Here is a 23390-nt window from a genome sequence, read left to right as displayed (position 1 = left end):
GTATTGGGAGAGTATTGTTTTCCAGGAGAACCTGTTCATAAAGAAAGAATTATTTTCCAGAATCTGTCGGAATATGAAAATGTTGATTTTCAGGGATTTCGAGGAGATATATACGTAAAAGAAGCGGTTATTCCTGAAGGTGCATCAATTATTCCGAAGAGTCAGTTTTTTGGATGCAGAAGTCTTGAGAAGGTGTATCTGCCGGAGAGTGTTTCTGTTATTGAGGACTATGCATTTGCTGACTGTCATGTATTGAAAGTATGGGAGAGTATAGAAAAGCTTTCACTGAAATCAGTAGGGATATCAGCTTTTGAAAACTGTTATGCACTGGAATTTATAAGTCTTCCGGATTCCCTGACTGTGATTGAAGGAGCTGCATTTGCGGAATGTGTGTCTGTTAATAAACTGATATTTTCAGATACCTCTCTGTTAAAGAAAATAGGTGATCATGCTTTTCGGGGATGTAAAAATCTGAAAGAGGTATACCTGCCGGACAGTGTGGAATATGTAGGAGTCAGTGCATTCAGAGATTGTGTTTTTCTTGAACAGATTTCCGTATCAGAGAAAATAAAAAATCAGCCGGGTATTGCAGAATTGGAGAAAAACTGTCCAAATGCCAGAATCAGGTTCAGGGAGGTGAATTCAGTTGAAAAAGAATAAAACCGCAGAACTGTTTCTTGTTTTGCTCATTTTGATCATAATGTCTGCAGGAATTCTGATCCTACAGAATGGAATGGAAAAATTGCAGAATGTTAAGCAGCAAAGCGTATATGTTCCGGAAACAAGGGATTTGTATAACAACTATGGCTTAAAAAATGACCAGTCTCTTTCAAAAACCAAAATCCTGGAAACTCAGGATCAGGTAATCTATACAGACCGTATCTTTAATATAAATCAGATTTCCGAGGATCATATTTCATATGCGGCAGATATTATGAAAGCATTACAGAAAAAGAGTGGAAAAGATACTTATATTATGCCGATACCGGAAAGAGCGGTATTTGAAAGTGGATATGAAAATGAAAAGGAAAAATACAGTGATTTTATAGAAAAACTGGAATCCTCTTTTTCAGATCCTTCAGTGGTTTTAAATCCGCTGTCTGAACTGGAGAAACATCAGTATGAATATATTTATTTCAGAACTAGAAATAGCTGGACAATGCGTGGGGCATTTTACGGGACGCAGGTGATTTTGGAAGAACTTGGATATGATAAGGAGAACCTGGATGCTTACCGTGAATATGTTTTTGGAACTTTTGATGGAAAACTTCTTTTGGAAGCGTTAGAAAAGTATACGACAGACGAAATAAAGAAAGATATAGAAAACATGGAACAGGAACCATTCTATATTTATATCAATGGTTCAAATCCCAATCGCGAAGAATTAATCTTTGAAAACAAAGAAGGGCAACTGCAGACACTAAAAAGACAAATGATACAGTTTAATAGCAGCGGAAGTCGTGCAGTCATTGGTTCAGATTATGCTCATAGTATAGTGGAAGGAAGAGGAAAAGGACAGAGGAAAGGAAATCTTCTTCTTATTGCAGATACAAGAGGGAAGATGATGATCTCTTATCTTTCAGAAATCTTTGAAAAGGTTTACGTGTCTAATATATATGAAGATACAGATCTTATACAGAATCTGGATGAAGTACTGGAAAAATATAATATAGAATATGTTATATGGGCACAGGATGTTGCTGAAACAGGAAATAAATCCTATATGAAAGCATTGAATCCACTTTTAATGGAAGGAGGAGTGTCTGATGTCGGAACTGATTCTTAAGGGAACTGACCTGTTTATGAAAAAAACGGGAAGTGCAGACAATCTTCATATAAGCGGAAATACAGAAAGAATGCTGTTTCTGATCTTTGGGATTCTGCTTGTTTTTGCAGGAGCTAAGGTGTATCGTCTGATCGTTTCCTTCATAATGTTCTGGGGAGTGACGATTGTATTATGTACTGCTATGAACGGAAAAACAGGATGGGGGACGATCGTAACTGCATTTACGCTACTTGGATGTCTGATGGGATATATGGCATTTAAGTGGAAAACAGCAGATTCCATGATCCTGTCTGCCATGACTGCTGCGGCAGTTGTATGGATGTATTATCCATTCTGGTGGGCTGCAGTTATTTTCGCTGCAGGAGCTGCAGCTGCAGCGGCCTTTTTTCCTCTGGAGGGAGCAATCCTTTCTTCTGTTATAGCAGGAATGTTTCTTCTTCATGAGACGGGAGTCAGATATGTGGTTTTGCTGACAGTATGCGGACTCCTGTTCCAGATAGTTCTGTTTGAACGAAAATCAGAGAGGGGGCGTAAGATTTGGAAACGGTTTTTCGTAAAGAAATCAAATATCTAATCAGCCGCAGAGAGGCCATGATTCTTCAACAGAAGCTGGATGGAATTATGGAAAGAGATATCCATGGAGAAAATGGCAGATATTTTATCAGATCTCAGTATTATGATTCCATAGACGATCAGGATTTATGGGATAATCTGGATGGAATGTATGAAAAAAGGAAGATCCGTTTAAGAATTTATTCACTGGGTGATTTATCTGCAAAGCTGGAGTTTAAATGCAAAAACGGATTTGACGGAGTGAAATATTCCTTACCTGTCAGCCGCGAACAGGCACTTCGGATGGAACAGGGAGATGCGTCATTTCTTCTGGAATATGAAACAGAGCTGGCTATGAGATTATATTTGCGGATTACACAGGGCTGTTACCGTCCAAAGACGATTATAGATTATCAGAGGCTGGCATTTGCTTATCCTGCTGGTGATGTAAGGATCACTTTTGATACGGACATCAGAGGGGCTTTATATCCATATGGTCTGTTCGAGGAGGTTGGAACAGATGCGCTGGGCAGTACAGAGCAGGTACTGATGGAAGTAAAATATACAGGATTCCTGCCGGATATGATTGCTGAGACATTGAAAGAAGCGGATGAACTGTCCACCAGCCACAGCAAATATTCCAGAGCCAGAATGATGTGACTGTAAGTTTTACATACGGCAGACCGGAGACCGTTAGTAAACCGGATGCCGGGATTGGAGAGAGATATGAGAGAATTTATCGTAGAAAATCTGACAAATACAGAAGCACTGAGTGTGACTGTAATTTTAATGAATAATGTGATCGCACTGATCGTTGCTTTTTTTATCATGTTTACTTATAAAATTTCTTATGCAGGGCCTGCATACAGCAGAAAATTTAATATTTCAATCGGATCAATCACGATCATCACAGCTATGATCATGAGTATTATCAGTAATAATATTGCATTGTCCCTTGGTATGGTCGGTGCTCTTTCTATCATAAGATTTCGTACTGCTGTAAAGGATGTAAGAGATGCTACTTATATTTTCTGGGCAATCGCGGCAGGCATTGGCTGCGGGGTATCTCAGTATGCACTTATTGTTATTGGTTCTGCGTTTTTACTTCTTTTTCTTATTATTACAAGGAAGGGATTCACATCCTGTAATAAGCTGCTGGTTGTTCAGGGAAAACCTGAATGCTTACATAAAACAGAGGCAGCAGTGGATACATTTTTTGCCGGAAAGGTACATGTTTCCATGAGAAATGTTACAGAAAACAGCTTTGAACTGGTTTATTCTATCGGAGAGGGAATCCTGTATAAAGCTGCAAAAGAAAATCAGATGGATATTTCAGAGAAACTGATTAAAATCGATGGCGTAAAAAGGGTAAATATAGTTGACCAGAAGGATGAACTTTCGCAGTAAAAAGGCTGCCTGACTGAGAGGTGTTGCTATGAAAAGGATAAGACGTATCCTTTTATGTATTCTGATGATAACAGTTCTCTGTGGAATATCCATTGTGGGAAATTCTGTTGTAAAGTCAGAAAATAAGTCAAAGGAAAAAAAGAGAACCGCTATCACGAAAGAAGAAATGAAGGAGTGGGATGCACCTGACGAGGAGATACTGGAATACTATGATCTGGGAAAGTTCTCTACTACACTTCCGGTAATCTATATGAATACAATGGGACAGCAGATCCTGAAGGAGAATGCAATCTGGGGAAATATTGCTCTGCTGGATGGAAACGGAGAGGAGCAATCTGTTTTCTCTGTCCCCAATTCGATATACCGTGCTACGATCAAATACAGAGGAGCATCTTCTTATAGCAAATTTGATAAAAAGCAGTATCGCATTAAATTTTATAAAAATAAAAAAGACAGTGCAAAAAAAGTATCTCTTGCAGGAATGGGAGCAAACAGTGAATGGATACTGAATGGACCTTATCTTGATAAGACGCTGATCAGGAATAAACTGGTATATGATCTGGCAAGGGAATTAAATGGATGGGCTCCCGACACCCGATTTGTGGAATTGTTTGTTGATGGAGAGTATCAGGGAGTTTATCTGGCAGTGGAACCTGTGACAAACGGAGAAAGCAGACTGCGTCTCTCGGAATTTGGTTTGTTGTCCGGAGAAACTGCATATGTTGTAAACAGAGACAGAATCGATACAGGAAATGAAGAGATAGAAACCTGGGGAAAGACGGAAGGTCATACATATAACGCTCTATATATAAGATATCCATCAGAAAATAAAATAACGGAAAAACAAAAAGAATATATAAAAAATGATATTTCTGAATTTGAACAGGTTTTATATGGAAAGAATTTCAGTGACAAAAGAATCGGCTATCAGGCATATATAGACATGGATAACTGGGTGGATTATTTTATTATAAATGAATTTGCCATGAATTATGATGCTGGTAATCTTTCTACTTATGTGTATAAAGAACTGGGAGGAAAGCTACAGCTTGCTGTATGGGACTTTAACAATGGATTTGATAATTATCAGTGGTTTCGTACAGAAACAGATGCCCTTTATACTGTGGAAAATTCATGGTTTGAAAGGCTGTGGCAGGATAAAACTTTCAGAAAATGTGTCTGTGAAAGATATAGACAATTACGAAAAACTACACTCTCTGATGAATATATCTATGACAAAATAGCATCTTATCAGGAGGAACTGGGAGATGCTGTGGACAGAAACTTTAAAGTGTGGGGATATTCTTTTGATGAGACTCTGTTAGCCGGAACCACTAAAGAGGGCACATCGAGGGATATCGGAAGTTACGAAGAAGCTGTGAAACAACTGACAGATACTATCCGCGAAAGACTTGCGTATCTGGATAAAGAACTGGGAGGAAATTGAGAATGAAAAAAGTACTGGTGATTTTTGGAACAAGACCGGAAGCAATCAAAATGTGCCCTCTTGTTCTTGAACTGAAAAAAAGTGAAAAACTGGAAACTCTGGTGTGTGTAACAGGACAGCACAGGGAAATGTTAAAGCAGGTTCTGGATATTTTTAAAGTGGTTCCGGATTATGATATGGCGATCATGAAAAAAGGGCAGGATCTTACAGATGTGACAACGGCTATTCTTACAGGAATGAGGGAAATCCTGAGAAAAGAAAAACCGGATATTGTGCTGGTCCATGGAGATACGTCTACAGCATTTGCAGCATCTCTGGCTGCATTTTACCAGCAGATTCCGGTAGGACATGTAGAAGCGGGACTTCGCACTTATAATATGAAATCTCCCTATCCGGAAGAATTTAACAGGCAGGCCATTGGACTTACTGCCAGCCTGCATTTTGCACCGACTCAGAAAGCAGCGGATGCACTGCTGAAAGAGGGTAAGAATCCAGAGCAGATTTTTATTACAGGAAATACAGGAATTGATGCTTTACACTATACGGTGCGAAATGATTTTTATCATCCTGAGACAGAATGGGCAAAAGGCAGCAGACTGATCGCTGTGACAGCACACAGAAGGGAGAATCTGGGAGAACCCATGCGTGATATGTTCCGGGCTATACGCAGGATCGTGGAGGAATTTACAGATGTGAAGGTTATTTATCCTGTACATTTGAATCCGCAGGTCAGAAAAATTGCAGATGAGGAATTTGGAGGATGTGAGAGAATACATCTGATCGAACCACTGGATGTGGTAGAATTCCATAACCTGATGAAAGCCAGTTATCTGATCATGACAGACAGTGGCGGAATTCAGGAAGAAGCTCCTGCACTGGGAAAACCTGTACTGGTCATGAGGGATACAACAGAACGTCCGGAAGGTGTGGAAGCAGGAACTTTAAAGCTTGCAGGCACGAAGATGGATGATATTTACAGAGAATGCAGGCGGCTTCTTACAGAACCGGAGATTTACAGAAGGATGAGTGAGGCCAGAAATCCTTATGGTGATGGGACTGCAAGTATTCAAATCAGAAAAATTCTGGAGGATATAGATGCATGAGCATAAACAGAATCAATGCAAAAGAAAAGTGAAACATCGAAAGAACGTGATGGGACTTATTATATTTTGCATAACTGTGGGGATTGCATTTATGTTTACTTATTATCAGAACCTGAGAAAAGAAATATCTGTCCGGCAGAAATGGCTGGAAACAGTCCTGACCGGAGAAAAAAAGTGGATTCTTGAGAATCAGGGGCCTGAGGGCGAAATCTATATGAATGGAAGTAAAGCCGGAGATGTTAATCCATACTTTGCATGTATGGCTGCACTGGGGCTTCTGTCAGAAACAGAGAATTGCACAATGACTGAAACCGAGAAAAAAGCTGTTGGCAGATATCTGGACTGGCATACCGGGATTTTGCTGGAAACAGATGGAAAAATGGGAATCTACAGGAAAGAGAGAGGGAAACTTATTTATAAAGAAAAGGCTGATTCCGAAGACGGATATCTTGGTATGTATCTTTTTCTTATGGGAAAATATCTGGAAAAGACAGAAATTACAGACCTGGCGGAATACTGGAAAAAAGGAATCAGCCTTGCATTAAAAAAGATTAAAAGCCTGATGCAGGATGGAATTACACAGGTCTCAGAAGAAAATACAACAGCTTATCTGATGGATAATATGGAAGTATGGAAAGGTCTGTACGAATTGGAACTTGCAGGACTAAAAGATGTGCAGGTAATCAGTGAAATGCGTAAAAAGATACAGGAACAGATAGAAAAGATATTCTGGGATGATGCGAATCAAAGATGGAGAATTATTGGAAACAGTAATCTGTATCACCAGGCAGAATTTTATCCGGATGGTGTTGCTCAGATTTATCCGCTGATCTATGAATTTCCGGTAAAAGAGAAGAAAAAGCAAAAAATATTATATGATCAGTTTACGGAAAAGTTTCAGTGGCAGAAACTGAATAAAAAAAGAACCGACTTTTTGTGGGCAATGACAGGAATGGCTGCCGCGCAGATGGGGGATATCAATAACCTTGTGGAATTGATAGGAAATTATGAAGCAGAATACTGTGAGAACCGAAAATATCCGCTATACACAGGCGAAGCAGGATGGATATGCATGGAATGCGGGAAATTGTATGGATTATATGAAAGAAAAATAAAAACAGGATTTATACTGTGTGCATGATTTTGCGCGGAATGAATAAACTAATAATAAGGAATAAAAGAGGTACTGCTAAACAGTGGTGCCTCTTTTCGGTACAAGAATGATTACCGAAGTAAGCAGAATGATCATATTATCCAGGAGGGCATATTTATGTGGGGATTTATAGTGGCATTGATTTCAGGGGCGTTGATGAGTATTCAGGGTGTTTTTAACACGGAGGTGACAAAGCAGACCAGTCTCTGGGTATCAACCGGCTGGGTGCAGCTGTCGGCTTTTGCAGTCTGTGTTCTGGCCTGGCTTTTCACAGGACGGGAAAGTGTGGCTGCACTTTGGCAGGTGGACAATAAATATACACTCCTTGGTGGTGTGATCGGAGCGTTTATTACAATTACAGTAATCCAGAGCATGGGAGCACTTGGACCGGCAAAGGCAGCAATGCTGATCGTTATTTCGCAGCTGGCAGTTGCTTATGTAATTGAATTGGCCGGGTTGTTTGGAGTAGACAAAGAGCCATTTGAATGGCGCAAAATCCTCGGATTACTGATCGCGATTTTTGGAATTATTATATTTAAATGGCAAAAATAAGATTTTACTATTGTAAAATATTTAAGATTTCGTTACAATAAGGGTGGCATTATGGACAGGGGACTCTTACTCTGATAAATAAGAGGAGGATCCTTATGATAAAAATAAAAAACAGATGTTGTTATACTGTGATGCTGATATTGTGTGGAACTTTGTTTCTTACAGGACTGACAGGTTGTAAGAGCAGAGAGGCACAGTTTCTGATAGATGGATTGCAGGAAGCGAAAGCAGAGGTGGATGCGGAGCCATCAGGTGAGGAGATATCAGGAAAGAAGTCGAAGGCTGAGGCAGATGAGAAGAAATCTGATGCAGAGGAAATGCAGCAGGCGATGATCTATGTTGATGTCTGCGGGGCAGTTGCGAATCCGGGAGTTTTTCAGCTGGCAGCCGGGAGCCGGGTGTTTCAGGCGATTGAGGCGGCGGGAGGATATCTTCCCGAGGCAGCTCTGACCTGTGTAAACCGTGCAGGAGTTCTGACAGACGGACAGCAGCTTTATATTCTCACACAGGAAGAGATGGAGCGGCAGGGACTGGATCCGGTAGAGATGGACAAAGCATCAGATGGACAGATGAATGGAAGTGCCGGAACAGGACAGAACACAGGGATGGCCGCTCAGGTTCAGCAAGATAACAGGATCAACATAAATACAGCAGATGAAGCTCAGCTTACTACGCTGACGGGGATCGGTGCAACACGTGCGCAGGCGATCATTGCCTACAGAGAAGAGAACGGGCCATTTGCTGCGATAGAGGATATTATGAATGTACAGGGTATCAAAGAAGGTACTTTTGCAAAGATAAAAGATGAGATAGTAGTAGGATAAGGAGAACCGAATGAGCAGGAAAGTTTTGGTAGTAGATGATGAGAAACTGATCGTAAAAGGAATCCGTTTTAGTCTGGAGCAGGATGGTATGGAGGTAGACTGCGCTTATGATGGAGAAGAGGCAGTAGAGAAAGCAAAAGATAAAAAATATGATATTATCCTTCTGGATCTGATGCTGCCGAAGATGGACGGGCTGGAAGTATGCCAGCAGATCCGCGAATTTTCCAATGTGCCGATCGTGATGCTGACAGCTAAGGGCGAGGATATGGATAAGATCCTTGGTCTTGAATATGGTGCGGATGATTATATCACCAAACCGTTCAATATCCTGGAAGTTAAGGCACGTATCAAAGCGATCATGCGCCGTGCGGGAAGCGACCACGAGGAGAAAGAAAAGGCAAAGAGCATTCAGGTGGGCGATCTTCGTATGGACTGTGAAGGCAGACGTGTATTTATTGCAGGAAAAGAGATTAATCTGACAGCAAAGGAATTTGATGTACTGGAGCTCCTGGTATTTAATCCGAATAAGGTTTACAGTCGTGAGAACCTGCTGAACATTGTGTGGGGGTATGAATACCCGGGTGATGTACGTACAGTGGATGTACATATCCGTCGTCTTCGCGAGAAGATTGAAACCAATCCAAGTGAACCGAAGTATGTACACACTAAATGGGGCGTTGGATATTATTTCCAGGCTCAATAAAAAGAACGCATGAAACAGGCAGACCATATTTTATGAAATAAATCTCATAAAATACGGTCTGTTTTTTTGTTGGGATCTATATCAGTCCTGCTATAAAAAATGTAAATGAGAAGCTTAGAGCGTGTCTGAAAAATCATTCCCGCAAAGTGTGACGCACATCTTGCAGAAAGCCTTTTTCAGACACGCTCTAGAGAAAGAATGGCGGTTCAGTTTGATTCAGTTTAGTTTGGTTTGTATCTGAGATGGTTTATTGTTGAACAAAGATGATAAAAATTAGACAAACAAAACAAACATCTATAGAGGAAAATAATAAAAAATTAGAAAAATTCTATAAATGTGCTTGTGAAAATGACGAAAAAAGCTTATAATTAACGTTACAATATGTATAGAGTGCAATAAAAAGAGAAAAGAAGGTATAAGGAGGGTGCGAAATGCTAGATCAATCATTTTATCAGAAAGCGGACGAGATCATTGCTTTCTATGGTAAAAAGCCGGCATCACTGATTCCGATCATGCAGGACATTCAGGGAGTGTACAGATATCTGCCAGGGGAGTTACTTACATATGTGGCAGAGCAGATCGGTGTAACAGAAGCGAAAGCTTTCAGTGTGGCAACATTCTATGAGAATTTCTCATTTGATGCGAAAGGTAAATACGTGATCAAGGTCTGTGACGGAACAGCCTGTCATGTAAGAAAGTCTATACCGGTTCTGGAAGAACTGTATAAGAAACTGGGGCTTTCCAGAACAAAGAAAACCACAGATGACATGATGTTTACGGTAGAAACCGTTTCCTGTCTTGGTGCATGCGGTCTTGCACCGACTATGATGGTGAATGAGGATGTACATCCGAGAATGACACCTGAGAAGGCAGATGAGTTGATCGATAAACTGAGAGGGGGCGAACAGGGATGATCCAGAATAAAGAAGCATTAGACCAGGTCAGAGAAGAAGCCGTTAAGGTGCTTGATTCCTATGACTGTCGTATCCTTGTCTGTTCAGGTACCGGATGTGTAGCGACCGGTTCCCAGAAAATCTATGAGAAATTCATGGAGATCGCCAAGGATGCCCCTGGAGTAACAATTGAGTTCGGACCTCATGACAAAGACGCACACGTAGGAGTGAAGAAAACAGGATGTCAGGGTGTCTGTGAACTTGGACCTCTGGTTCGTATCCAGAAGGGTGACGATGTGATCCAGTATACAAAGGTTCAGATCGAAGACTGCCAGGAGATTTTTGAGAAGAGTGTTCAGGGTAATGAAACAATCGAGAGACTGCTTTATCAGAAAGGCGGCAAAGTAAGCCGTGGACCGGAAGATATTCCGTTTATCGCAAAACAGACACGAATCGTTCTGAAAAACTGTGGTAAATTTGACGCAGAATCTCTGAATGAGTACATAGCAAGCGGCGGTTTCCAGGCTCTGGAGAAAGCAATGTTTGAGATGGATCCGGATCTGGTTATCGATCAGGTTGATAAATCCGGTATCCGCGGACGTGGAGGCGGTGGCTTCCCGGCAGGTAAGAAATGGATTCAGGTAGCCCGTCAGGCAGATCCTGTTCATTATGTAGTATGTAACGGTGATGAGGGTGACCCGGGAGCATTCATGGATGGTTCCGTAATGGAAGGTGATCCTTATCGGCTGATCGAAGGTATGATGCTTGCAGCTTACGCAGTAAGAGCACAGCATGGATATATTTATGTACGTGCGGAGTATCCGCAGTCTGTAGCACGACTGAAACATGCGATCGCAGTTCTGGAAGAAGTCGGACTGTTAGGCGATGATATCCTTGGAACAGGATTCTCTTTCCATATGCATATCAACCGTGGTGCAGGTGCTTTCGTATGTGGCGAAGGTTCTGCCTTGACTGCTTCTATCGAAGGAAGCAGAGGTATGCCTCGTGTAAAACCGCCTCGTACAGTTGAACAGGGACTCTGGGCGAAACCTACAGTTTTGAATAACGTAGAAACTTATGCAAATATTCCTGAGATCATTCTTAAAGGAGCGGACTGGTACAGAAGTATCGGTACAGAAGGTTCACCTGGAACTAAGACATTCTCACTGACAGGTTCTATTGAGAATACAGGTCTGATCGAGGTTCCGATGGGAACAACTTTAAGAGAGATCATCTTTGATATCGGAGGCGGTCTGAAAGCAGGTGCAGCATTCAAGGCTGTACAGATCGGCGGACCATCCGGCGGATGTCTGACAGAAGAACATCTGGATGTACCGCTTGATTTTGACTCTGTTAAGAAATATGGTGCAATCGTTGGCTCCGGTGGTCTGGTAGTTATGGATGAGAATACCTGTATGGTTGAGGTAGCGAGATTCTTCATGGGCTTTACTCAGCGAGAATCCTGCGGTAAATGCGGACCTTGCCGTATCGGTACAAAGCGCATGCTTGAGATCCTTGAGAAGATCGTAGCAGGCAAAGGTGAGATGGAAGATCTGGATAAACTGGAACACCTTGGAAACTTTATCAAGGACCGTTCACTCTGCGGACTTGGAAAGAGTGCACCGCTTCCGGTACTTTCCACATTAAAGAACTTCCGTGATGAATATGTAGAGCATATTGTAGATAAGAAGTGCGCAGCTCATGTATGTAAGGCAATGCGTTCTTATGTAATTGATCCTGAGAAATGTAAAGGATGTACTAAGTGTGCGAGAAACTGTCCGGTTGGTGCAATCACAGGCAATAAGAAAGAGCCTCACAGCATTGATACCTCCAAGTGTATTAAGTGTGGAACATGTCTGGAAAATTGTGTATTCGGCGCAATTTCTGTGAATTAAGGAGGGTGAAAAGATGATTCATTTGACTATAGATGGAATTCCTGCAGAGGTAGAGAAAGGTACGACTATTCTGCAGGCTGCCAGACAGATCGGAGTGGAGATTCCTACACTCTGCTATCTGGAGAATGTATTGCCGGATGGTTCCTGTCGTTTGTGCGTGGTAGAAGTTACAAATAACGGAAGAACCAAATTTGATACGGCATGTACACTTCGCTGCTCAGAGGGAGACGAAGTACAGACAATGTCTGAGAAGGTTATTGCATATCGTAAGGATACTCTTGATCTCCTTCTTTCCGACCATCGTGTACACTGTTTCTCATGTGAAGCAAACGGTGACTGTAAATTACAGGACTACTGTTTTGAATATGGTGTAACTGAGACAAGCTATCCTGGTGAAATGAAGGATATGCCGATTGATGATACTAATAAATTTTTTACCTATGATCCAAGCCTTTGTATTCTCTGCCATCGCTGTGTGAATACCTGTAAGGAAATCGTAGGAAGAGGTGCAATCGATACAATGGATCGTGGTTTCCAGTCTGTGATCGGTGCACATTATAAACATAAATGGAATGAAGGTATCTGTGAATCCTGCGGCAACTGTGTTCAGGCCTGTCCAACAGGTGCTCTGACCATGAAGCGCAGAAAGAAATACCGTCCATACCAGATTGACAAGAAAGTTCTGACTACCTGTCCACACTGTGCAACAGGCTGCCAGTATTATCTCCTTGTAAAAGACGGAAAGATCGTAGATACAGAAGCGGCAAATGGACCGTCCAATAAAGGACTGCTCTGTGTTAAGGGCCGTAGCGGAAGCTTCGATTTTGTACAGTCACCGGAGCGTATTAAGTATCCGTTAATTAAGAATAAAGAAACCGGTGAATTTGAACGTGCAACATGGGATGAGGCACTGGATCTTGTTGCTTCCAAATTTATGGAGATCAAGAAACAGTATGGTTCTAATTCCCTTGCAGGTTTTGCGTGTTCCAGATCACCGAACGAAGATATCTACATGGTACAGAAGATGGTTCGCTGCTGCTTCGGCACAAACAACACAGATAACTGTGCCCGTGTATGTCATTCCGCATCCGTATCAGGTCTTGCAATGACTCTTGGTTCCGGTGCCATGACAAACCCGATCGAGGATATCACAAAGAACGCTGACCTGATCATGCTGGTTGGTTCAAACCCTGAGGAAGCACATCCTGTAGTTGGTATGCAGATCCGCCAGGCAGTCAAGAGAGGCTGCAAGCTGATCGTAGTTGACCCGCGTGACATTGGTCTTGCAAAGAAAGCAGATATTCATCTGAAACTGAAACCTGGTACAAACGTTGCTTTTGCAAATGGTATTATGAATGTAATTCTTTCAGAGGGACTTCAGGATGACAAGTTTATCGCAGAGCGTACCGAAGGTTTTGAAGAATTAAAAGAAATCGTAAAAGATTACACACCTGAGAAAGTAGCAGAGATCTGCCACATTGATGCAGACGATCTGAGAAAAGCAGCGATCATGTATGCAAAAGCTGACCGTGCTCCTATCATCTACTGCCTTGGTGTAACCGAACATTCCACAGGTACAGAGGGCGTTATGTCTATGTCCAATATGGCAATGATGGTTGGCAAACTTGGCCGTGAAGGCTGTGGTGTTAACCCGCTTCGTGGACAGAACAACGTACAGGGTGCCTGCGATATGGGCGCACAGCCGAACGTATATCCTGGATATCAGAAAGTTACTGATCCTGCAGTACGTGAGAAATTTGAGAAAGCATGGGGCGTGAAACTGGATCCGAATATTGGAACACACGCAACAGATGTATTCCCGAAAGCAATCACAGGCGAGATCAAAGGTCTGTATATCTATGGTGAGGACCCGGTAGTTACTGATCCGGATACCACACACATTATCAAAGCATTAAAGAGTCTTGATTTCTTTGTACTTCAGGAACTTTTCATGACAGAGACAGCTCAGTATGCAGATGTTATCCTTCCTGGTGTAAGCTATGCAGAGAAAGAGGGTACATTTACCAATACAGAGCGCCGCGTACAGAGAGTCCGCAAGGCTGTCACAGTACCTGGCGAGATGAGACTGGATACAGATATCATTATTGATCTGATGAACCGTATGGGATATCCGCAGCCACATCTGACATCTGCACAGATCATGGACGAGATCGCATCTCTGACACCGAGCTTTGCAGGTATCAGCCATGAACGTCTCGATAGTGAAGAAGTTCACGGACAGGGACTTCAGTGGCCATGTATCTCCAAGGATCATCCGGGAACACCGATCATGCATGTGGGTAAATTCTCCCGTGGTCTCGGCTGGTTCTATCCGGCTAAATATGTACCGTCCGCAGAGCTTCCGGATGATGATTATCCAATCATCCTGATGACAGGACGTATCCTGTATCACTACACAACAAGAGCTATGACCGGAAAGACACCTGAGCTTATGGAAATCGAAGGTAAATCATTTATCGAAATGAATATCGTAGATGCAGATAAACTTGGTATCAAAAACGGTGATAAAGTCAGAGTTTCTTCCAGACGAGGATCTATCGAATCTACCGCACGTGTAGGTACTAAGACTTCACCGGGTGAGAGCTGGATGCCATTCCACTTCCCGGATGGAAATGCAAACTGGCTGACGAATGCAGCGCTTGACAAATATGCAAGAATACCGGAATATAAGGTATGTGCAGTTAAGATTGAGAAAGCATAAAAAGAATATCAGGGAAAGGTTCTGAACCTGATATCTTAAATATCATATGGGGCTGTCGCACATGGATCTGCTGTCCTTGCGGCAGCTCCATATTCCTTTATGGAAAAGTAGAGATAATTTTTTTCAGAGAAGTATAATGTTACATAATAAGGAGTACGAGGCATGCAAAGATTTCAGTCAATCCTTCAGTTTAAGAAAGTCAGTTGTAAGAACTGTTATAAATGTGTCCGAAATTGCCCGGTAAAGGCAATCCGTGTCCATGATTATCAGGCGAGAATTATAGAGAGCCAGTGTATTTACTGCGAAAAATGTATCCTTGTCTGTCCGCAGGATGCCAAGGAAGAACAGAATATGATCCCTGCAATCCGCAGTGCAATGGAAAATAAGGCACAGGTTGTTGCCTCTCTTCATCCGGCATATCTGGCACGTTTTGGGGTAACCGGTGTCAACGAGATCAGAGAAGCGATGAAGAAACTGGGATTTGCAGACGCAGCAGATGCGGCAGAAGGTGCAAGCCTGATGACTGCGCAGTATAAAACGCTTTTTCCGGAGCAGAAGGAACAGGGAGTGATGATTTCTTCAGCCTGTCCTGTAATCGTGCAGCTTGTCAAGAAACATTATCCGCATCTTCTGGGAAACCTGGTACAGTCTGCTTCTATGATGCAGTTTCATGCCAACTATCTGAAAAAGCAATATCCGAAGGCAAGGATCGTCTATGTAAGTCCCTGTATTTCGGCCATGTCGGAACTGAGGGATTCCGGAAATGAAGTGGATTATGTTATTACATTGGAAGAACTTGCACAATGGATGAAAAAAGAAGGGATTTCCATAGCTGAGAAAGAACCTGAACAGATTGCCTACCGTTCCAGAGAAATTGCTATTGCAGATGGTCTGACAGACTTGCTTGGATCTGTAAAAGGAATCCGCAAGCTTTCTGTAAGCGGAATGGAACAGTGCAGGGAGGTTCTGGAAGAACTTCATCCGGAGGATTTTGCAAACTGTTTTCTTGAGATGTATGCATGCAGCGGCGGCTGTGTGGCTGGTCCTTCTTTTCAGATGAAGAAAGGACGTTATCTGGCAGATGTTCTGGCAGTGAAGAATGCAGCTTTTGGAAAAGATTTTCACAGAGAGCAGGGAGACTATGAATTACCGGGATTTGAACTGCGAAAGAATTTCGGCTACTGTCCTGCACAGGAGCAGGATGAGGTTTCTGAAGAAGAAATCAGGGATGCTCTGGCAGAAATGGGAAAATTTTCTCCAAAGGATGAATTAAACTGCGGTGCCTGCGGGTACAACACATGCCGGGAAAAGGCAATCGCCATTATTCAGAATAAGGCAGAGGTTGCCATGTGTATTCCATATATGCGGGCAAAACAGGAGAGTTATTCAAATAAAGTATTTAATGCAATGCCTGGTTTGCTGGTTACAGTAGATTATAATCTGAGAATTATCCAAATGAATCAGGCGGCGACAGATCTGTTCAATACACCACATAAACGCAGGCTGATCGGACATCCGGTTTCAGAAATTATGGAAGATTACAGCTTTGCAAGTATTCTGGCATTTGACAGAAATCTGATGCAGGATGAAATATATCTGGAAGAACAGAAGCGTTATCTGGACCGTGTGATGACGAATGACAGGGAGAATAAAATGATCCTCTGCATTATGAAAGATATCACAAAAGAGCGAAAACATAAGGATCAGATCCAGCATGCACAGCTCGAGGCAGCCAGAATGGCAGATAAACTGGTAGAAGAACAGTTAAAAATCGTTCAGCAGATCGCAGGACTTCTGGGAGAGACTGCGGCAGATACTAAGGTGGCAGTGGAGAAACTAAAAAATACCATACTTCTGGAGAGTGAAAAACCAAATGAAAAGAAATAGATATCACGGACTGAATGTGGAATTTGACGGTTTATGTATTGATTTTGGTCATGTGAGCCTGAATAAGAAGAAAGAATTTCTCTGCGGAGACTGTTATAAAATCGAAGAAAATGATAAAGACCATGTACTGGTGCTCTCCGATGGTTTAGGGAGCGGTGTGAAAGCGAATATTCTTTCCACATTGACTGCGACTATGCTCAGCACGATGATCATTAATCAGGTGGAACTGGATGAAGCAGTACGTGCGGTTGCGAAGACTCTGCCTGTATGCAGTGTGAGGAATCTGGCTTATGCTACCTTTACAGTGCTGAAGTTTCAGGGGAAACAGGTCAGTCTTTACCAGTTTGATAATCCGGATGCAATTCTGATCAGGGATGGAAAGTTGTTTGATTATCCGGTAGAGACCAGTATGATCGAGGAAAAAGAAATTCATAAAAGCTGCTTTGAATTACAGGAAGAAGATATGCTGATCATTATGTCTGACGGTGTGACCAATGCCGGGATGGGAAAGACCACCAACGGAGGCTGGGGAAGAGAAGACGTGATGGCTTTCTGTAAAGCGAAATACCACAAAGGTATGAGTGCACAGGAGATGGCTGGTTATCTGGCAGAAGCAAGTCTGGATCTGAACCTGAATGAGACGGATGATGATATTACTGCCATTGTGCTGAGGATGCGGCAGAAACAGGTCGTGAATATTATGATCGGTCCTCCGAGCAAGGAAGAACATGATGAGAGATATTTGAAATCGTTTTTCGAGGCAGAGGGATACCATGTGATCTGCGGTGGTACTACTGCTCAGTGTGCTGCTAGATATCTGGATAAAGAGCTGATTTCTCTCAGTGAGACTGCCTGCGGGGATGTTCCGGCCTATTATAAGCTGGAAGGTGCAGAACTGGTAACAGAGGGATTTCTGACGATTGAGCATTTGCTGGAATACTGCGAAGAATGGCTGGATGACAGGCTGACTTTTAACAGGCTGAAACGAAAGAAAGATGCTGCCGCACTGCTGGGCGTGATGCTCTTTGAGCAGGCAACGGATATTAATTTCTATTTCGGTGGCGCTATTAATAAGAACAACGTGGAACTGGGAATCACAGAGAAGCGTAAAGAAGAAGCGGCAGAACAGCTTGTGGAGCACCTGCGGAATGCAGGGAAGAATGTGAATATTGCATTCTGGGCAATCTGACAGGAAGGATGAGACAGAAAAATGGCGAGAATATTATGTGTGTGCGTCAGTAAAGAACGAAAAACAAGTTCCCGGAACATTCATGAATGCGAAGCAGATCTACAGGGGCTTGTGGGTGACGTGCATTATGGAATGGGTGGAAGAAGACAGGTTACTCTTCTGCCGTATGAGAAAGTAAAACCATATTTTGATGAGGCAGGAGAGCCTGTCAGGTATGGACGTTTCGGTGAGAATCTTCTGGTAGAAGGTCTTGACTGGAATGCGATCGTGGAAGGAAGCAGATTTCGCTGCGGAGAGGTGCTTCTGGAAGCAGTGCGGATCGGTGCAGGAGGCCCTGCATCGGATGCATATAAAGGTGAGAAAGTGTGCTCACCGATGGAACCGTGGTTTATTTTCTGCCAGATCATAGAGTCAGGAATACTGAAAGAAGGGGCAGAAATTGTACCCATAGAATAAACGACAGTAGTTATTTTGTGAGAATATCCTGTGAGTGACCAGAAAAGGAAATTTGAAAATATCTGACAGTTGAATGCTAACAGACAAAAACAGACAAAAGGAGGATTTAGTGCGTGGAGGGAATCAGTGTAGAACAGGCAATAGAACAGATTCTGCAGTATACGCCTGTAATAAACGAGACAGAAGAAGTAGAACTGAATAAGGCAGGGGGAAGAATCCTGGCACAGGATATGGTGGCAGAATTTAACAATCCTCCTTTTGACCGTTCACCGGTGGATGGTTATGCGTGCAAAGCCAAAGACCTTGCAGGGGCATCTACAGAACATCCGGTGAAACTGAAAGTAATGGAAGAGATTGACGCAGGACAGTACTCTGAGAGAGTTGTGGAGCATGGACAGGCAGTGCGTATTATGACTGGCGCTGCGATTCCGGAAGGATGCGACTGTTGTGTTTATCAGGAGCGTACAGATTATGGGGAAGATTTTGTAGAAATTTATACGGAACAAAAGCAGTGGGACAACTACTGTTTTGCAGGGGAAGACTTCAAAAAAGGAACCACACTTCTGAAAAAAAGAACCTACATTGGCTATGTGGAGGCAGCGGTCCTGGCGGGAATGGGGGCTGCGAAAGTACCAGTTTACCGTCAGCCCAGGATTGTACTCCTTACTACCGGAGATGAGGTGGTAGAGCCGGGAAATCCTCTTCCGGCAGGCAAGATCTATAACAGTAACATGACGATGCTGTCAGCCAGACTGCGGGAACTGGGAATCGAACCTTTCTATATGGAAGCAGTCAAAGATGATCCACAGATTATGGCAGAGAAGCTAAAAGAGGCAGCAGAACAGGCTGATATGATTATCACTACAGGAGGGGTTTCTGTGGGAAAGAAAGATATCATGCATGAGTCCCTGCGCCTGATCAATGCAGAGCGGATTTTCTGGAGAGTGAAGATGAAACCGGGAATGCCAACATTATTCTCAGTGTATAATAAAGAGGGTTCAAATGAAAGTGTTTCAGAGAAGTGTATGGCAAAAGTTCCTGTGATCAGCCTCTCGGGAAATCCTTTTGGTGTTGCAGTTACTGTAGAACTTCTGATCCGTCCGGCACTGGAAAAAATGATGCAGAATTCGGCAATCGGTCTGAAAGAAGTTACAGGTGTGATGGCAGATGATTTCGTAAAGGGAATCAAAGGCCGCCGTTTTATCCGTGCATATTGGGAAGATGGTAAGTTTCACCTTCCAAACGGACTGCATTCCAACGGAGTGCTCAGTTCTATGGCAGGATGTAACTGCCTGATCGATACGAAAACCATGGAAGATCAGGAAAGCAAGAGCCTGAATACCGGAGATAAAGTGAGTGCGATTTTGCTTTGAGAGGAACAAAGAAACTGGTGGAAAGAAAAAGAATAGTTGCGATCAGTGGCGTAAAGAATTCCGGAAAAACAACTCTGATCTGCAGGTTGCTGGAGATTTTTAAAGAAAAGGGACTTCGGGTGGCAGTACTGAAGCATGATGGCCACGATTTTGAACCGGATGTTCCGGGAACAGATACATACCGTCAGCTTCAGGCAGGAGCTTACGGGACAGTAGTGTTTTCAAAGGGAAAATATATGCTGGTAAAACAGCAGCCGCAGATTACGGAAAAAGAATTGCTGGAATTTTTTCCTGAGGCTGATCTGATTTTGCTGGAGGGATTTAAATATAGTAATTATCCGAAAATTGAAATTGTGCGTAAGGGAAATTCAGCAGAAAGTGTCTGCAATCCTAAAAGATTGATGGCGATCGCCACCAATCTGGATGCAGAAGAAAGAGAAGCACTGTCCATCCCGGAGGATGTTCCTCTTTTTGAGCTGGACAACGCGAAGAGTATTGCGGAATTTATTCTGTCGGATTATTTCCGTTAAAAAGTTTCATGCGGTCACGGCGTGCAGCGCAGATCAGGGTAAGCTGATATTCTTTAGCCATAGCAACTGCTTCGGCAGAAGGGGAAGCCTTGCTTGCCAGAACCGGAATCCCGGCGCGGATTGCTTTGATCGCCATATCTGTAGGAATGCGTCCGCTGGAATAAACCACACATTTTTTCAGATCAATATTATGGCGCAGGGCATATCCGATGGCTTTGTCCAGAGCATTGTGGCGTCCGATATCTTCACACTGGAAGAGCAGTTCTCCATTACATGCAAGAAAACAGCTGTGGGTCGCCCAGGTCTGGCTGTGGAGTGGAGTGCCGTTTGCAAAACAGTCTGCCAGGTCAAAGATCCACTGCTTTTTCCAGGGGATCGGAGTTACTGGCATTAATGGCTGATCTGTGATAAAATAATCATTAAGAACACGATTTCCGGTGCAGCAGGTAGGAGTAGGTGAAACATAATCTTCGTTTTCCTCATGAGGCTGCCCGGATTTATTTTTACTCAGGATCACGCGGGCACGTTTGCCGAATTCGCAGATGTAAATCTGTTCAACATCATCGGCAGAAGAGATGATCTCTTCAGTAAAAAGACGACCCAGAACCAGTTCGGCCAGATGTTCCGGGATACAGACCAGTTTCATGGTCAGACGTTCATTTACATACACATCCATCATGTGCTCCACGAGGATAGATTCCGTTTCTTCATGAGTTTCCCCGTCACGACCCAGGAACTCATAGGTGATATTCTCGAGCAGATTAAGGTTGTGGTATTGTTCGTTAATTTTCATAGGATAGTTCCTTTCATTTTATAAGGATTATGATACAATAATCAGGATATTTTAACAAGATAACTTTTCTTATTTGCAGAAAAGCAAGGAATTTCCTATCTCTAAGTGAAATGAAAGTAGTAAAAGGAATTCAGACTCCCTAAAATACCGACTGTGAGTTGAAACAAGTATAGACTGCGGAGTATAGAGTGTCAAACGATTATGAAAGAAATAATGTGGCCGGAACAGCAGAAGAAAAATAATTATTAAAAAATAAAAGGCAGGTAGAGCCGATGATAGATAAATATGGAAGAGAAATAGATTATTTAAGGATTTCCCTGACAGACAGATGCAATCTGAGATGCATATACTGTATGCCGGAAGAAGGAGTAAAATCACTTTCCCATGCAGAAATCCTCACATATGATGAGATTCTCCGCATCTGCAGGTGCGCAGCAGATCTGGGAATCCGTAAGATTAAACTGACAGGCGGTGAGCCACTTGTTCGTAAGGGCTGTGCAAGTCTTGAAAAACAGATCAAGGCGATCCCGGGAATCGAGAAAGTAACATTAACAACAAACGGAATCCTGCTGGCAGAACAGCTGGATGCATTGCTGGATGCAGGGATTGATGCCATTAATATCAGTCTGGATACGCTGGATCCGGAACTCTTTAAAAAAGTAGCAAGACGTGACGGACTGGAAAAGGTATTCGAGGGAATCGAAGCAGCACTTGCACATCCGGGACTTTCCCTGAAGATTAACAGCGTTCCGGTGATCAAGGAAAAAGAAAACTTCATCGGGATTGCAGGACTGGCGCAGAAATATCCAATCCATGTGCGCTTCATCGAGATGATGCCGATCGGATTCGGAAAACAGTTCCCATTCCAGGACGAAGAATCCATTAAAGCAGTTCTGGAAGAAGCCTACGGTCCGATGCATGCAGTCAATGAACGTTACGGAAACGGCCCGTGTCACTACTATGAAATCGCAGGATTTAAGGGGAAAATTGGCTTTATCAGTGCCATGACTCACAAATTCTGCAGCCAGTGCAACCGTGTACGTCTTACATCTGAAGGCTTCATGAAAGGATGCCTCCAGTATCAGGAAGGTACAGATTTACGAGGCCTGATGCGCGGCGGCTGTACAGATGAACAGCTCAAAGATGCGATTCATCAGGTTATCTGGAATAAACCAGTCAGCCACAACTTCTATGAAGCAAAGACAGAACAGGATGAAATCAGGGGAATGTCACAGATTGGAGGTTGAATTATAGAGTTTTCTAAAAGCAAAAAAGGATGGATTACTCCACATAATGTTTTGGATTGCTGAATTGAAAAAAATAAAGAAGAGGAAAAATAGTAATGCAGGAGAAGCAGATATCTATGGTAGTCCTCGCAGGCGGAGCCAGCAGCCGCATGGGTCGGGACAAATCAGATCTTACAATAGAAGGAAAAACATTCCTTGAAATGCAGATAGAAAAAGGAAAGAAACTGGGAATCAGCGATATTCTTCTGTCTGGTTATCACGGCGAAAAGAAATATGAATATCCTATTATATCAGACCGCTTCCCGGGGAAAGGTCCGTTGGGTGGGGTGGAAGCCTGCTTTCGCAAAGCAAAGAATCCATACTGTCTGGTACTTGGCGTAGATGTTCCATTAGTTCCGGCAGACGAACTGGCTGCATTGATCCGTCAGGCTCAGAATTCAGATGAAAAAGCAGTAATCCTGAGCCACAGCGGACATGAGGAACCTCTCATGGGAGTCTACCGTACAGAACTGGCGGATGCCATGCTTGAAGAGATTACCCAGCGGAAAGGCGCAGTCTTTGCTTTTCTGCGGAGAAATGGCTACGAATGCTACGAAAGTCAGGCTCCGGACTGGTATTTTTCCAATATTAATGACCCGGAAACATATAAAGAAATAGTGAGAAAACATTTTAAATAACTATGCATTGTATTTTGAGAGTACGGGAATAGCTTCTATTTGGGAGCAAGCTGGATGAATTATTATACTCGTAAGAAAGTAACTTACGAGTTACTAACTCATGAGTATAGTTATTGGAGGCAGGCAGACGAGGCAGTTTAAGAGCAATAAAAGTTTCTTTTGGGTAAAAAATAATAAATTACTTTTTGCCAAGATGTAGAA

General features: G+C 42.8%; 23 protein-coding genes. 22 read left to right on the top strand and 1 reads right to left on the bottom strand.

What is annotated here, in order from left to right:
- The 20 genes from ACTNES_RS11610 to mobB form a co-directional block, all read left to right on the top strand.
- On the top strand, nucleotides 1–660 hold a 660-nt coding region (locus tag ACTNES_RS11610), incomplete at its 5' end, for a leucine-rich repeat domain-containing protein (protein ID WP_441039335.1).
- On the top strand, nucleotides 647–1786 hold the full coding sequence (locus ACTNES_RS11605) for a DHHW family protein (protein ID WP_291807161.1): 1140 nt from the start codon (nucleotides 647–649) through the stop codon (nucleotides 1784–1786). The genes ACTNES_RS11610 and ACTNES_RS11605, both read left to right, overlap by 14 nt.
- Nucleotides 1767–2360, top strand: coding sequence for a hypothetical protein (locus tag ACTNES_RS11600; RefSeq protein ID WP_291807164.1), 594 nt, complete (start codon nucleotides 1767–1769; stop codon nucleotides 2358–2360). The genes ACTNES_RS11605 and ACTNES_RS11600 overlap by 20 nt, the downstream gene beginning before the upstream one ends.
- A complete protein-coding gene (locus tag ACTNES_RS11595) occupies nucleotides 2324–2998 on the top strand; it encodes a polyphosphate polymerase domain-containing protein (protein WP_119243304.1) in 675 nt (224 codons plus the stop codon). Before ACTNES_RS11600 ends, ACTNES_RS11595 begins: the two co-directional genes overlap by 37 nt.
- 66 nt (nucleotides 2999–3064) lie before the next feature.
- Nucleotides 3065–3745 (top strand): DUF4956 domain-containing protein, encoded by a 681-nt coding sequence (locus ACTNES_RS11590; protein ID WP_182437323.1) that lies wholly within the window; start codon nucleotides 3065–3067, stop codon nucleotides 3743–3745.
- A gap of 28 nt (nucleotides 3746–3773) precedes the next feature.
- On the top strand, nucleotides 3774–5192 hold the full coding sequence (locus ACTNES_RS11585; RefSeq protein WP_227227047.1) for a CotH kinase family protein: 1419 nt from the start codon (nucleotides 3774–3776) through the stop codon (nucleotides 5190–5192).
- Between the two features lie 2 nt (nucleotides 5193–5194).
- Nucleotides 5195–6295: a non-hydrolyzing UDP-N-acetylglucosamine 2-epimerase gene (gene wecB / locus ACTNES_RS11580; protein WP_291810614.1), complete on the top strand. Its 1101-nt coding sequence runs from the start codon at nucleotides 5195–5197 to the stop codon at nucleotides 6293–6295.
- On the top strand, nucleotides 6288–7436 hold the full coding sequence (locus tag ACTNES_RS11575; RefSeq protein ID WP_441039331.1) for a hypothetical protein: 1149 nt from the start codon (nucleotides 6288–6290) through the stop codon (nucleotides 7434–7436). Before wecB ends, ACTNES_RS11575 begins: the two co-directional genes overlap by 8 nt.
- A gap of 129 nt (nucleotides 7437–7565) precedes the next feature.
- Complete coding sequence (locus tag ACTNES_RS11570) at nucleotides 7566–8000, top strand: DMT family transporter (protein ID WP_291810618.1); 435 nt, start codon at nucleotides 7566–7568, stop codon at nucleotides 7998–8000.
- Nucleotides 8001–8095: 95 nt separating this feature from the next.
- A complete protein-coding gene (locus ACTNES_RS11565; protein ID WP_441039329.1) occupies nucleotides 8096–8824 on the top strand; it encodes a helix-hairpin-helix domain-containing protein in 729 nt (242 codons plus the stop codon).
- Nucleotides 8825–8834: 10 nt separating this feature from the next.
- Nucleotides 8835–9527 (top strand): response regulator transcription factor, encoded by a 693-nt coding sequence (locus ACTNES_RS11560; protein WP_008706194.1) that lies wholly within the window; start codon nucleotides 8835–8837, stop codon nucleotides 9525–9527.
- Nucleotides 9528–9659: 132 nt separating this feature from the next.
- The gene (locus tag ACTNES_RS11555) at nucleotides 9660–9752 is read left to right on the top strand and encodes a DUF6783 domain-containing protein (protein ID WP_441039336.1); all 93 of its coding nucleotides are present in this window, start codon (nucleotides 9660–9662) and stop codon (nucleotides 9750–9752) included.
- Between the two features lie 206 nt (nucleotides 9753–9958).
- On the top strand, nucleotides 9959–10441 hold the full coding sequence (locus tag ACTNES_RS11550; RefSeq protein WP_216459106.1) for a complex I 24 kDa subunit family protein: 483 nt from the start codon (nucleotides 9959–9961) through the stop codon (nucleotides 10439–10441).
- The gene (locus ACTNES_RS11545) at nucleotides 10438–12315 is read left to right on the top strand and encodes an NADH-quinone oxidoreductase subunit NuoF (RefSeq protein ID WP_291817807.1); all 1878 of its coding nucleotides are present in this window, start codon (nucleotides 10438–10440) and stop codon (nucleotides 12313–12315) included. The genes ACTNES_RS11550 and ACTNES_RS11545 overlap by 4 nt, the downstream gene beginning before the upstream one ends.
- Before the next feature lie 13 nt (nucleotides 12316–12328).
- Nucleotides 12329–15037: a formate dehydrogenase subunit alpha gene (gene fdhF, locus ACTNES_RS11540; RefSeq protein WP_291805142.1), complete on the top strand. Its 2709-nt coding sequence runs from the start codon at nucleotides 12329–12331 to the stop codon at nucleotides 15035–15037.
- Between the two features lie 162 nt (nucleotides 15038–15199).
- Nucleotides 15200–16924 (top strand): [Fe-Fe] hydrogenase large subunit C-terminal domain-containing protein, encoded by a 1725-nt coding sequence (locus tag ACTNES_RS11535; RefSeq protein WP_291805145.1) that lies wholly within the window; start codon nucleotides 15200–15202, stop codon nucleotides 16922–16924.
- Nucleotides 16911–18113, top strand: coding sequence for a PP2C family protein-serine/threonine phosphatase (locus ACTNES_RS11530; protein ID WP_291805148.1), 1203 nt, complete (start codon nucleotides 16911–16913; stop codon nucleotides 18111–18113). The genes ACTNES_RS11535 and ACTNES_RS11530 overlap by 14 nt, the downstream gene beginning before the upstream one ends.
- A 21-nt stretch (nucleotides 18114–18134) precedes the next feature.
- Nucleotides 18135–18569 (top strand): MOSC domain-containing protein, encoded by a 435-nt coding sequence (locus tag ACTNES_RS11525; protein ID WP_291817805.1) that lies wholly within the window; start codon nucleotides 18135–18137, stop codon nucleotides 18567–18569.
- A gap of 113 nt (nucleotides 18570–18682) precedes the next feature.
- Nucleotides 18683–19942, top strand: a complete 1260-nt coding sequence (locus ACTNES_RS11520; protein ID WP_291817803.1) for a molybdopterin molybdotransferase MoeA — start codon at nucleotides 18683–18685, stop codon at nucleotides 19940–19942.
- A gap of 17 nt (nucleotides 19943–19959) precedes the next feature.
- Nucleotides 19960–20472 carry a molybdopterin-guanine dinucleotide biosynthesis protein B gene (gene mobB / locus ACTNES_RS11515; RefSeq protein ID WP_216459112.1) on the top strand — a complete coding sequence of 171 codons (513 nt, stop codon included), beginning with the start codon at nucleotides 19960–19962 and terminating at the stop codon, nucleotides 20470–20472.
- Here the strand turns inward: mobB and ACTNES_RS11510 are convergent.
- Nucleotides 20447–21265 carry a formate dehydrogenase accessory sulfurtransferase FdhD gene (locus ACTNES_RS11510; RefSeq protein WP_291817802.1) on the bottom strand — a complete coding sequence of 273 codons (819 nt, stop codon included), beginning with the start codon at nucleotides 21263–21265 and terminating at the stop codon, nucleotides 20447–20449. The genes mobB and ACTNES_RS11510 overlap by 26 nt on opposite strands.
- Before the next feature lie 272 nt (nucleotides 21266–21537).
- Between ACTNES_RS11510 and moaA the strand changes: the two genes are divergently transcribed.
- Nucleotides 21538–22512: a GTP 3',8-cyclase MoaA gene (gene moaA / locus ACTNES_RS11505; protein WP_441039325.1), complete on the top strand. Its 975-nt coding sequence runs from the start codon at nucleotides 21538–21540 to the stop codon at nucleotides 22510–22512.
- A 95-nt stretch (nucleotides 22513–22607) separates the two neighbouring features.
- Nucleotides 22608–23189, top strand: a complete 582-nt coding sequence (gene mobA / locus ACTNES_RS11500) for a molybdenum cofactor guanylyltransferase (RefSeq protein WP_291805162.1) — start codon at nucleotides 22608–22610, stop codon at nucleotides 23187–23189.
- The last annotated feature ends 201 nt before the right edge of the window (nucleotides 23190–23390 follow it).

Source organism: Blautia sp. HCP3S3_D9 (assembly GCF_052063845.1).
In the GTDB taxonomy this organism is placed as follows: domain Bacteria; phylum Bacillota; class Clostridia; order Lachnospirales; family Lachnospiraceae; genus Blautia_A.
The sequence above is the reverse complement of the archived record's forward strand: the minus strand, read 5'-3'. Positions and strand labels throughout refer to the sequence as shown.